Consider the following 12,009-nt stretch of genomic DNA (forward strand, 5'->3'; position numbering starts at 1 on the left):
ATGCTCCCAAGAACACGCACACTGGTTCGATCGATGACGTTCGTTGCGGCCACCGCTGTGGCTGCGGGTTCGTTGGCGGCCTGCTCGGAAAGCGCCGAGCAGGTTCCGTCCATCGGATATGCCATCGACAACTCCATCTCCACGTACAACGCCAACACGACAGCTGGATCGGTGTCCGGGGCGATGGCCGCGTTCGGCCGGGTGCTTCCCGGCTTCACGTTCACCGGCCCGGCCGGAGCACCTGTCTCCGACACCGACATCGGAACGGCGTCTGAGTTGCCCGGTGACGTGCTCACGGTCTCGTACAAGCTCAATCCGGCGTCCGTGTACTCCGACGGGATTCCGATGTCCTGTGACGATCTCGTCCTCACCTGGGCGGCGTCGAGTGGCAAGTTCACCGAAGACGTCGATGGTGCCGTGAAGCCCATGTTCGACACGGCGAACAATCTCGGATACGCGGACATCGACCGGATCGACTGCCAGAGCGGGGCGAAGGACGCGACGGTGTTCTTCAAACCCGGGCGATCGTTCACCGATTGGCGGTCGTTGTTCGGTGCGACTGCGTTGATGCCTTCACACGTCGTGACGCAGCGCACGGGTGTCAGCGACGTGGTGAGCGCGGTGAATGCCGGTGACACCGAAGCGTTGTCGAAGATCGCGGACTTCTGGAACACCGGGTGGAACCTGACTCCAGGTCAGGTGGACACCTCCGTACTGCCCTCCGCTGGTCCGTATCGAATCGACTCGTACAGTACCGACGACGGCCTGGTGCTGGTCGCGAACGAGCGGTGGTGGGGCAACAAGCCTGCGACCGATCGCATCGTCGTCTGGCCACGTGGTGTGAATCTGACCGAGGATCTCGACAAGAACTCGATCGAGGTAGTCGACGTCGCTTCCGGCTCGGCCGGCGAACTCGGTACTCCGTCCGGGTTCGACGTCCAACAGATTCCGTCGCGGTCGATCGAGCAGTTCGTTCTCGCGACCTCTGGTTCGCTGGGCGACGAAGCCGCCCGTCGAGCGTTCGCGCATTGTGTTCCGCGGACAACTCTGTTCGAGAAGTTCGGGCAGACGGAGAATGCGCCGCAGGCGGGTTTGGGTTCCGGCGTGGTCGATTCGCGACTGATGGCGCCGGATTCACTCGTGTACAGCGACGCCGCTGCGGTCGACGGTGATCGGTACGCCAATGCCGACATCGAGGCTGCGAAGACGTCGTTGTCGGAAGCCGACCTCGACCAGTTGACCGTCCGGGTCGGGTACCTCGCACCGGACCCGGTGCGGGCGCAGATCGTCTCCGAAGCGAAAGCCGCGTGTGCTCCGGCGGGAATCACGGTCGAGGACGCAAGTAGCGACAGCTTCGATCCCGCGAGTCTGCAGAGTGGGGGAGGCGACGCCGTGCTCTCCGGCATGGCAGGCAAAGTCGGCGCAGGCGGAACAGCGAGCATGATCGACGCGCGCGGAGCGCTGCGATCGGGCAACGGCGCAAACCTCGGTACGTACGGAAATGCCAGGATCGATCAGATCATCGATCAGTTGAACGTGGATGCGAGCACGAGTGCGCAATTGGGACTCTCGGTGGAGGCGGAGAACATCCTGTGGACCCAGGTGCCTACGATTCCACTGTTCAATCAACTACGAACTGTCGCTGTAGCTCCAGGCATGTCGGCAGTGTTGGTCAATCCGACTCGGGCCGCTACCGGCTGGAACATGGACAGATGGGTACTACGCAGATGAGCGTCTCGAATGGTGTTGCCTTGCACACGACTGAAGAATTGATCGCAATCCACCGGGCTGCCGGGGACGCCGTTGTTCGGCTGACCCGCTGGGCTGACAACTTTCCCGGTCCCGGTGTTCGGTTCGCCGATCTGACTCCGGTGTTCGCCGACGCCGAGGGGTTCGGGGCCGTGCTCGATGCCCTTGTCGCCTGTGCTCCGGACGCCGACACGATCGCCGCCGTCGATGCTCGCGGTTTCCTGCTCGGTGCCGGTGCGGCCGCGAAGATGGGTGCGGGAGTCGTTGCCGTGCGGAAGGTCGGCAAACTGCCGCCGCCGGTGCTCTCTCGTTCGTACAGCCTCGAGTACGGATCCTCGACTCTCGAGATTCCCGCAAACGGCTTCGATCTCACGGGGCGGAATGTTCTGGTGATCGACGACGTTCTGGCTACCGGAGGGACACTCGAGGCGGCGGTACAGTTGGTCGAGTTGGGTGGAGCGAACGTCGTCGGCGTCGCAGTGGTGCTCGAGATCGAGGAACTGCGCGGTCGAGATCGCTTCTTGAAGTACCCACTGACATCACTGGTGAAGGTCTGAGTATTAAAGTTGTCTCCTGGGGGTCGAGTTAGACCTCCAGGGCAATTACCCGATGCAGGGCGGTTGCCTCAACCAACTCGGTGGTAGGAGGTGGCGACATGACGTCGAATCTTGATCGATCACAGAACTCGGGTGCAGTGTCGCAGGAGACGGGTGCAGTTCCGGCTCCGGAGACGACACCATCGAAGTCCGCGGTGCCCGACGATTCGGGATCTGCGCAAACTACCGGCAATCGGGGTGGGCAGAATCTGGCCGTGCCCGCTTCCGCCTCCCGTAGGGTGCGCGCTCGGCTTGCTCGACGCATCACCGGTCAGCGCAACGCCACCATCCGCCCGGTGCTCGAGCCGTTGGTCAGCCTCCACCGTGAGCTGTATCCGAAGGCCGACCTCGCGCTGCTCCAGCGTGCGTACGACGTCGCCGAGGACAGACATTCGAGCCAGCGGCGCAAGTCCGGCGATCCGTACATCACGCATCCGTTGGCCGTCGCAAGCATTCTGGCCGAGTTGGGTATGGACACCACCACCCTCGTCGCAGCCCTGCTGCACGACACCGTCGAGGACACCGGGTACTCACTCGAAGAGTTGACCAAGGACTTCGGTGACGAGGTCGCTCACCTCGTCGACGGCGTCACCAAACTCGACAAGGTCGTTCTGGGCACCGCCGCCGAGGGCGAAACCATCCGCAAGATGATCATCGCGATGGCGCGGGACCCGCGCGTGCTCGTGATCAAGGTCGCGGATCGTCTGCACAACATGCGCACGATGCGATTCCTGCCGCCAGAAAAGCAGGCACGTAAGGCGCGAGAGACTCTCGAAGTCATTGCGCCACTTGCACATCGACTTGGAATGGCGACCGTCAAGTGGGAACTCGAGGACCTCTCATTCGCCATCTTGCACCCGAAGAAGTATGACGAGATCGTTCGACTGGTCGCCGATCGCGCGCCCTCTCGAGACACTTATCTGGCCAAGGTTCGCGCCGAGATCAACTCGACCCTGTCCGCCTCGCGGATCAACGCCATCGTCGAAGGCAGGCCCAAGCATTACTGGTCGATCTATCAGAAGATGATCGTCAAGGGCCGCGATTTCGACGACATCCACGATCTGGTCGGCGTCCGCATCCTGTGTGAAGAAGTGCGTGACTGTTACGCCGCGGTCGGCGTTGTCCACTCACTGTGGCAGCCGATGGCCGGACGCTTCAAGGACTACATCGCGCAGCCGCGCTACGGCGTCTACCAGTCGCTGCACACCACCGTCGTGGGACCGGAAGGCAAGCCCCTGGAGGTCCAGATCCGGACCCAGGACATGCACCGGACCGCGGAGTTCGGTATCGCCGCGCACTGGCGGTACAAGGAGACCAAGGGCAAGCACGCGGGCGACATCGCCGAGGTCGACGACATGGCGTGGATGCGTCAGCTACTCGACTGGCAACGTGAAGCGGCCGATCCGGGGGAGTTCCTCGAATCGTTGCGTTACGACCTCGCGGTCAAGGAGATCTTCGTCTTCACGCCGAAGGGCGACGTCATCACGTTGCCTGCCGGATCGACCCCCGTCGATTTCGCGTATGCGGTGCACACCGAGGTCGGGCACCGATGCATCGGTGCCAGGGTCAACGGCCGACTGGTCGCGCTGGAACGAACTCTCGAAAACGGCGAAGTGGTGGAGGTCTTCACGTCGAAGGCTGCCACCGCCGGGCCGAGCCGTGATTGGCAGACGTTTGTCGTCTCGCCGCGTGCCAAGGCGAAGATCCGTCAGTGGTTCGCGAAGGAACGCCGCGAGGAGGCGCTCGAGTCCGGCAAGGATCAGATCGCGAAGGAGGTCCGCCGTGTGGGACTTCCGTTGCAGCGGTTGATGAATGCCGAATCGATGAGCACGATCGCGCACGAACTTCGCTATCCCGACGTCTCGGCGTTGTACACGGCCGTAGGCGAGAGCCAGGTGTCGGCGCACCACGTCGTGCAGCGACTGGTTGCTCATCTGGGCGGCGTCGGCGCCGTCGAGGAGGAACTGGCCGAGCGTTCGACGCCGTCGACCATGCCGGTGCGCACCCGCAGTACGGGTGACTCCGGAATTCTGGTTCCCGGAGCACCCGGCACGGTGGCAAAACTCGCAAAGTGTTGCACGCCGGTTCCGGGCGATTCGATTCTGGGCTTCGTCACGCGCGGTGGGGCGGTCAGCGTGCACCGTACCGACTGCACCAACGCCAACTCGCTCCACGATCAGTCCGAGCGAATCATCGACGTCGAATGGGCACCGTCAGCGACGTCGGTGTTCCTGGTCGCGATCCAGATCGAGGCGCTCGATCGTCATCGGTTGCTTTCCGACGTCACCAAGGCGTTGGCCGACGAGAAGGTGAACATCCTGTCGGCCTCGGTCACCACCTCAGGTGACCGAGTGGCGATCAGCAAGTTCACCTTCGAGATGGGCGACCCGAAGCACTTGGGTCATGTTCTCAACGTGGTTCGTAACGTGGAAGGCGTCTACGACGTCTACCGCGTGACCTCTGCCTCGTAAACTGCTGTGCGCCTTTATTAACCGCGGGCGGTTAATAAAGGCGCACAGGGGGTCAGGCGACTATTGCAGTCTCGATGGTGATCGGGGTGTTGGGTGCGCCGCCACCGGTTGCTCCCATGCCACCGTCGTCGCCGTCGGCCGCGATCTTCTCGATCGTCGCCAGGCCGGCGTCGTCGATCTTTCCGAAGACCGTGTAGTTGGGCGGCAAGACCGAATCCTCGTAGACGAGGAAGAACTGACTGCCGTTGCTGCCCGGTTTACCCGAGTTGGCCATTGCCAGCGTGCCGCGGGGGTAGACGGCAGGCAAGGAGAGTGCCGGATCGTTAGCCGGGTAGGCAGTGGTCGGGTACTCGTTGTCGAAGCCATAGCCTGGTCCGCCCGTGCCCTTGCCCGAGGGATCGCCGCACTGCAGGATCTGTAGACCGGGTGTGGTGACGAGTCGATGGCACGGGGTGTCGTCGAAGTACTTCTGCTCGGTCAAGCTCACGATGCTGTTGACCGTGCAGGGGGCTTCCGCCCGGTTCAGTTCCATCCCGATCGGGCCGGCCGTAGTCGTGAGCGCGACGTTGACGGTTCCCTCGGTGGACACACCCGTGGAGTTCGGCGGATTGACGGTTTTTGCTGCACCCGCCGCGCTCGGGTACGAGCAGTCGACGGTCGCCGAGGCCGGAGTCGGGACAGGCGGGAGTGCGTCGAACTGTGACATGTCGAGCGGCGGCATGGCAGCCGTTGTCGTCTTCGCCTTGGAGGTGCTGGACGGCGAGTCCGAGCTACCGGAATCACTGGAACAACCAGCCAGAAGCAGCGCCGCGGCGCTTGCGGCGGCAATAACTACAGGAAAGCGCATCACAGGATTACGTCGCATCAGTCGAGCCTTACTGTCTTGATGTCGGTGGTCAGATTCGGCTTGCCGTCACCCTCTGGCGTCGATCCGCCGGCCGCGACCTTGTCCAAAGTGGCGAGCCCGGTTTCGTCGATCGTGCCGAAAACCGTGTACTGCGGGGGGAGTTGTGAGTCGCCGTAGACGAGGAAGAACTGGCTGCCGTTGCTACCGGGTGCCCCGGTGTTGGCCATCGCAACCGTGCCGCGCGCGTAGGTGACGGGCTCCTGCGCTGCCGGGTCGCTGGTGGAATACGCCGTGGTGGGGAATTCGTTGTCGAAGCCGTAGCCCGGTCCGCCGGTGCCGGTGCCCGACGGGTCACCGCACTGCAGCACCTGGAGCGAGGGGCTCGTCGTCAAGCGGTGGCAGGTGGTGTCGTTGAAGTAGTCCTGCTGCGCCAAGCTCACGAAGCTGTTGACGGTGCACGGAGACTTCGTTCCGTCCAGTGTGAGCCCGATGTTTCCCTGCGAGGTCTCGACGCTGATGCTCGGCGTCGCGTCCGGCGCGGTGGTGGGAATCCCGTCGGTACGAGGAGGGTTGTTGGCCTTGGACGCGGTAGCGCCGTCGGCTGGATACGAGCAGGAGACCGTGTCGGCCAGTGGCGTCGACAGACCGGCCGGCATTGCACCCGCGGTCTGTGGCGTGAGGCTCGAGTCGTCGGCAGCAGTGTTGGTGGTGTTCGCGTCGTCGTCACTGCGATTGCTCAGCCAGATGAGTCCACCGACGACGCCGACTACGACGACCACGCCGAGCGCAGTTCCGGCTATCGTCATCTGCTTGCGCTTGCGGGCACGTTCTGCGCGACGTTCGAGCTGACGCTCGAGCTTGCGTTTCGCCGCCTCGCGGCGTTGCTCGTTACTCGGCACTGCTGTAGTCCTCCGTATCGCGGGTGGATCGTGGTCGGCCGGCCGAGCGACACCCTGGGGGTCGGCTTCGGCAAGCGGCTCTACTCGTCGTCAGAGTCTCCCATTGCAACCTGAGAACTTACTGGCGGGGCAGCAGCTTAGGCTGTAACCGACAGCGTGTTGTTTGTTTCCACCCTTCGAAGAGGAGTTGCCCCCGTGCTCGTCACTGGTTTTCCGGCCGGGATGTTCCAAACCAACTGCTACATACTCGCTCAGGACGACGCGTGCGAGTGCGTAGTCGTAGATCCGGGTCAGGATGCAGCTGAGCCGCTCTTCGAATATCTGGACTCCAAGGACATGTCGGTCACGGCGGTCCTCCTGACGCACGGTCATCTCGATCACGTGTGGTCGGCCCGCGAGGTCTGTGAGCGGTATTCCGTACCCGCGTACATCCATCCCGAGGATCGCTACATGCTCAGCGATCCGGCACGGGGGATCGGCCCGACGATGAAGGAATTCATTCAAGGCATGACGTTCGTGGAGCCGGACGAGGTGATCGAACTGGCCGACGGAGACAAGATCACCGAGGCCGGAATGACGTTCGTCGTGGACCACACACCCGGGCACACGCAGGGATCGGTGGTGTTCCGCACCCAGGCGCACACCGAGAGCGGGCCCGTGGATTTGGCGTTCACCGGTGACACCCTGTTCCAGGGTTCCATCGGGCGCAGCGACCTGCCCGGCGGAAATCACGAGCAGTTGCTCGCTTCGATCGCCCGCAAGCTATTGGTACTCGGTGACGAGACAGTGGTCCTGCCCGGGCACGGCGGCAACAGTTCGATCGGCGCCGAGCGAAGCTCGAATCCGTTTCTCGTTGGACTCAGCGCACAAGAATAAGGAAAAGTACCTCTCGTGAGTAAAGCCAGCACCTTCTCTGCACCCAAGGGCATTCCGGACTACGTTCCGCCGCAGTCAGCCGAATTCGTCGCCGTTCGTGACGGTTTGACGCGCGCCGCGAGGTTGGCCGGATACGGCCACATCGAATTGCCGATCTTCGAGGACACCGGCCTGTTCGCTCGCGGTGTCGGTGAGTCGACCGACGTCGTCAGCAAAGAGATGTACACATTCGCCGACCGCGGTGACCGTTCGGTGACGTTGCGTCCCGAGGGAACCGCCGGAGTCATGCGTGCGGTCATCGAGCACAGCCTCGATCGTGGACAGTTGCCGGTCAAGGTCAGTTACGCGGGCCCGTTCTTCCGCTACGAGCGCCCGCAGGCCGGTCGCTACCGCCAGTTGCAGCAGGTCGGCGTAGAAGCCATCGGGATCGACGACCCCGCGCTCGACGCGGAGGTCATCGCGATCGCCGACGCCGGATTCCGGTCGTTGGGGCTCGACGGCTTCCGCCTCGAAATCACCTCTCTCGGTGACGACACCTGCCGGCCGCAGTACCGCGAACTGCTGCAGGAGTTTCTCTTTGCACTCCCGCTCGACGAAGACACGCGTCGACGCGCCGAGATCAACCCGCTCCGCGTGCTCGACGACAAGCGCCCGGATGTACGCGAGATGACTGCGGGCGCACCGCTCATGCTCGATCACCTGTCCGAGAGCTGCAAGGCGCACTTCGACGAGGTGCTCGCGCACCTGGACGCATTGGGCGTTCCGTACGTCGTCAACCCGCGCATGGTCCGCGGCCTCGACTACTACACCAAGACAACCTTCGAATTCGTGCACGACGGACTGGGTGCGCAGTCCGGAATCGGTGGTGGTGGTCGTTACGACGGTCTGATGGAACAGCTGGGTGGACAGCCGCTCTCGGGCATCGGGTTCGGAATCGGCGTCGACCGCACGGTTCTCGCGCTCGAGGCCGAGGGCAAGTCCGTTGCGCCACCGGCGCGTGTCGACGTCTTCTGTGTACCGATGGGTGCCGAGGCGAAGGCGGCACTGGTGAAGATCGCACATCAGTTGCGTGCCAACGGAATTCGTGTCGACCTGGCATACGGAAACCGTGGTGTGAAGGGCTCGATGAAGGCAGCTGATCGTTCGGGTGCCGCGATCGCTTTGGTTCTCGGCGAGCGTGAACTCGAAGAGGGCGTTGTCGTTGTCAAACAGTTGGCAACAGGTGAGCAGGAGGCAGTGGCGCTCGACCAGGTTGTCGACAAGCTCGGGGAACTCGTTGAGCACTGAGGCCGAACCGGTTTCGCTCGATCTGGTTCCCGTGGCGTTGATCGCGCCGCGGCTGAAGAAATTCGCCGTTGTTGTCGTGGTGTTCGGTGTGGTCGTCGGGTTGATCGTCAGTGTGTTCTCGACGGCGACCGTTGGAGTGATCGTCGGTGCCGTCATCGCGGTGCCGACGTCACTGGCGATCCTGATGACGCTGCGCCGGCACATCACGTTGTACGGCAACAGAGTTCGTGCGCAAGCTGGTTTTCGAACCAACGTCGTCGACGTGGCCGAGGTACTCACGGCGGCATTGACGGTGAGATCCGGCCGGATCAGCGAAGTCAGCTTGACGCTCGGCGACGGACGGTCCACCGTGCGGATCCCGCTCGCGCTGTATACCGCGGGGGGTGGGCGCGAGTTGGAGATCCTTGCACTCCGCAAGCTCGCCGACGCGCTGGCGGCCAGCGAGTTGGTACCGGCTGCCGCGTTGTCCTCGGTGCTGATCGAACAGTTGCGTGCCGAAGCCCGCGGCGCCGGACTCGCCGAGCGTCCGCTCTACCGCGCCGTCGAACTCGTGACGGCGGAGGGACGAGTGCCGAGAACCACACTGACAGACCACGAAGTGGCCGGTTTACTCGACTAGCGTGGAAACCGTTCTTACAGCGTTGTAGAACGGACAGTCGTGAAAACGGCAGGTGAGGAGTCGGCAATGAGTATTGCGCCCGTAACCGTCACGGTAACCGGAGCGTCGGGTCAGATCGCATACGGAATGCTTTTCCGCATAGCTGCGGGGGAGATGCTCGGCGCTGACGTCCCGATCAAACTTCGACTGCTCGAGATTCCTGCCGCCGTGTCCGCTGCCGAAGGCGTTGCGATGGAACTCGAAGACGGCGCATTTCCGTTGCTGAGCTCCATCGACATCACCGACGATCCCGATGTCGCCTTCTCCGGCGCGAACGTCGGGATGCTGGTCGGCGCACGTCCGCGGAGCAAGGGGATGGAGCGTGCCGACTTGCTGAGTGCGAACGGCGCGATTTTCACAGCCCACGGGAAGGCGATCAACAACAACGCAGCCTCGGACGTCAAGGTGCTGGTCGTGGGAAACCCGGCCAACACCAACGCGCTCATCGCGATGAACAATGCACCGGACGTGCCCGATACTCGGTTCAGTGCGCTGACACGTCTCGACCACAACCGAGCGATCGCGCAGGTGGTGAAGAAGACCGGGGTTCGTGCGTCGTCGGTGCGCAAGGTGTCCGTCTGGGGAAACCATTCGGCGACGCAGTACCCGGACCTGTCCCACGCGACTGTCGCAGGTGAGCCTGCACTCGCGGTGATCGACGACCGCGACTGGGTGGAGAACGATTTCATCCCGACTGTGCAGGTGCGAGGCACCGCCATCATCGCTGCGCGGGGATCGTCCTCTGCGGCGAGTGCGGCCAGCGCGTCGATCGACCACGTCCGGGACTGGGTGATCGGTACCGCCGAGGACGACTGGGTATCCATGGCCGTCTGTTCGGACGGTTCCTACGGAGTGCCCGAAGGATTGATCTCTTCCTTCCCTGTGACCTGTGCCGATGGCGAGTTCGCTATCGTTCCCGACCTCGCGATCGACGACTTCTCACGCGAACGGATCGACCTGTCCGTCAGCGAACTGGAGCAGGAGCGTGCGGCGGTGCGGAAGTTGGGCTTCGTCTGAGGTTTGTCTTGATCAGAGATCTCGGAACAGGTACTGATCGGGATCGTCAGCCCCGAGCACGGGCGGCGACACCATCGGCAGATCGTCGACCATCGAATTCTCGTCGCCGGCAGTGACGAGATACCTCGGGGTAGTGCGTGACGACTCGTCGTCCCGAGATCCGCGGGGTCCACCGCCCAGCATGCCGCCCGGCGACATGCCGCTACTGCCGACTGCCGACGATGGTGCACCCAGGCCGGGCGTTGTTACCGGAACCGGTTGAACTGCAGCAACTCCCGCTGCACCCCTCACCATTCCGCCGGTAGTGCCACCGCTTCCGCTCACCCATGCTCCGCCAGAGCTTGCCGTCGCACTGGGTGACGGCGACGCGCCGGCTGCGAGTGACGTCGACGGATTGCCTGCGCCCCACAGCTTGTCGACGCCGGTCGGAAGCCCGGCGCCGGCCTGTGCAGCCGAGGTTCGAACAGCCTCGGTGCCTGGCTGAGTGGAGTCCGGGTGGGTGGAGTACGGCGCATCACCGGCATCGGTTGAGGCAGAAAGAGGTTGGGCGATCTGACGGGCGGCGTTGTTGATTGCCTCCGCAGTGACCAGGTTGGAGAGTGCCTCACTGGTCGGTGGGGTCGGCACGGGGATCGGTCCGGCAAGGGCGTTCATGGCTGCGGTGTGCCCGAGCATCTCCCCACGCGTCCGAGTCACCGCCGCGACGGCTGCCTGCATGTGTTCAGCTGTCGAGGCAAGCAACATCGCCTGTCCTGGTGGTGTCCACGCGATGGGCGCGGCAGCTGCGACCGTGGTGGCGAAGGACTGCGCGATTGCCGCGAGATTCGCGTTGCCTCGCTGCACCGATTCCGCGGCGGCGGCAGCAGTTTTCGATATCGCGGTTCCGCGTTCGCTCAATTCTGCGCCGCTGTTCTGGGCGGATCGCGACAGTTCGGTCGCGGCGTCACTGCCGGTGCTGTTCCAGGTCTGGCCCACGTCGGCGACCGCGCTTCGGGACAGTCCCATGGCGTGGTAGATGAGAGTGGACGCCTGATCGAAGATGCCGACGGGATCGATGCCCGCAAAAGTGCCTGTGCCGAGACTCTTCCCGAGTTCGATCAAGGGCGCGAACAGATCTTCGATTCCGGGGAGTGCCGGTACCGGTATGCCGGCGAGCATCGATTCGACCACATTGTTCGGCAGTACCGGGGCAGGAGCGCCACCGTGAGGGAATTCGATGACGGTCGTCGAGTCGTCTTCGGTGCTCACGCGGTCGCGCCCGTCGATCCGGCCGCAGCGGTCAGATCTGTTGCGATTGCATGATCTGTGGTGTCGTAGGCCTGCGCGGCTGCACCGGCCGTCGCGGCGTTGCCGGCGTAGAACGTGGCGAGTGCTGCAACATCTTTGGTGTGTGTGGCCTGAGCGCGCGCGAATGCTTCGAGAAATTCGATCCCGACGGGGCCCACGGCCGGTGCGACTGCTGCGATGTTTGCACCCAGATCGACGGCGGCGGCCTGCGCGATGCGTCCTGCCGCTTCGGTCGACGTCGAGCCGTACTTTCGGATGCCGTCAGTGGCGACAGTCAATTCGCTCATCATTACCCCCCAGTTGGTAAGCGTCGTGAGAACTT

11 protein-coding genes are annotated in these 12,009 nt (G+C 63.6%); 7 read left to right on the forward strand and 4 right to left on the reverse strand.

All coding sequences use genetic code 11. From position 1 onward, the window contains the following. From RHP72_RS14080 to RHP72_RS14090, 3 genes are all read left to right on the forward strand, one after another. A complete protein-coding gene (locus RHP72_RS14080) occupies nucleotides 1–1,731 on the forward strand; it encodes an ABC transporter substrate-binding protein (RefSeq protein ID WP_311094819.1) in 1,731 nt (576 codons plus the stop codon). Further along, nucleotides 1,728–2,306, forward strand: a complete 579-nt coding sequence (locus tag RHP72_RS14085; RefSeq protein WP_007732962.1) for an adenine phosphoribosyltransferase — start codon at nucleotides 1,728–1,730, stop codon at nucleotides 2,304–2,306. Before RHP72_RS14080 ends, RHP72_RS14085 begins: the two co-directional genes overlap by 4 nt. A 98-nt stretch (nucleotides 2,307–2,404) precedes the next feature. Beyond that, entirely contained in the window at nucleotides 2,405–4,816 is a 2,412-nt protein-coding gene (locus RHP72_RS14090; RefSeq protein ID WP_003943344.1) for a bifunctional (p)ppGpp synthetase/guanosine-3',5'-bis(diphosphate) 3'-pyrophosphohydrolase, read from the forward strand. A gap of 52 nt (nucleotides 4,817–4,868) precedes the next feature. Here RHP72_RS14090 and RHP72_RS14095 read toward each other — a convergent pair whose 3' ends face one another. Next, complete coding sequence (locus tag RHP72_RS14095; RefSeq protein WP_371747840.1) at nucleotides 4,869–5,681, reverse strand: peptidylprolyl isomerase; 813 nt, start codon at nucleotides 5,679–5,681, stop codon at nucleotides 4,869–4,871. Beyond that, nucleotides 5,681–6,562: a peptidylprolyl isomerase gene (locus tag RHP72_RS14100; RefSeq protein ID WP_311094820.1), complete on the reverse strand. Its 882-nt coding sequence runs from the start codon at nucleotides 6,560–6,562 to the stop codon at nucleotides 5,681–5,683. The genes RHP72_RS14095 and RHP72_RS14100 overlap by 1 nt, the downstream gene beginning before the upstream one ends. A 195-nt stretch (nucleotides 6,563–6,757) precedes the next feature. Between RHP72_RS14100 and RHP72_RS14105 the strand changes: the two genes are divergently transcribed. From RHP72_RS14105 to RHP72_RS14120, 4 genes are all read left to right on the forward strand, one after another. After that, the gene (locus RHP72_RS14105; RefSeq protein ID WP_311094821.1) at nucleotides 6,758–7,438 is read left to right on the forward strand and encodes an MBL fold metallo-hydrolase; all 681 of its coding nucleotides are present in this window, start codon (nucleotides 6,758–6,760) and stop codon (nucleotides 7,436–7,438) included. Between the two features lie 15 nt (nucleotides 7,439–7,453). Continuing rightward, on the forward strand, nucleotides 7,454–8,725 hold the full coding sequence (hisS, locus tag RHP72_RS14110; RefSeq protein ID WP_003943341.1) for a histidine--tRNA ligase: 1,272 nt from the start codon (nucleotides 7,454–7,456) through the stop codon (nucleotides 8,723–8,725). Next, a complete protein-coding gene (locus RHP72_RS14115) occupies nucleotides 8,715–9,344 on the forward strand; it encodes a hypothetical protein (protein ID WP_007732974.1) in 630 nt (209 codons plus the stop codon). Before hisS ends, RHP72_RS14115 begins: the two co-directional genes overlap by 11 nt. A gap of 66 nt (nucleotides 9,345–9,410) precedes the next feature. Further along, nucleotides 9,411–10,400, forward strand: coding sequence for a malate dehydrogenase (locus tag RHP72_RS14120; RefSeq protein ID WP_221742123.1), 990 nt, complete (start codon nucleotides 9,411–9,413; stop codon nucleotides 10,398–10,400). A gap of 12 nt (nucleotides 10,401–10,412) precedes the next feature. Here RHP72_RS14120 and RHP72_RS14125 read toward each other — a convergent pair whose 3' ends face one another. Together RHP72_RS14125 and RHP72_RS14130 are read right to left on the reverse strand one after the other, a co-directional pair. Beyond that, entirely contained in the window at nucleotides 10,413–11,648 is a 1,236-nt protein-coding gene (locus RHP72_RS14125; RefSeq protein ID WP_311094822.1) for a hypothetical protein, read from the reverse strand. After that, nucleotides 11,645–11,974: a type VII secretion target gene (locus RHP72_RS14130; RefSeq protein WP_037130770.1), complete on the reverse strand. Its 330-nt coding sequence runs from the start codon at nucleotides 11,972–11,974 to the stop codon at nucleotides 11,645–11,647. Before RHP72_RS14130 ends, RHP72_RS14125 begins: the two co-directional genes overlap by 4 nt. Nucleotides 11,975–12,009: the final 35 nt, after the last annotated feature.

The sequence above is a fragment of the Rhodococcus sp. SG20037 genome (assembly GCF_031763325.1).
GTDB lineage: Bacteria > Actinomycetota > Actinomycetes > Mycobacteriales > Mycobacteriaceae > Rhodococcus_F > Rhodococcus_F qingshengii.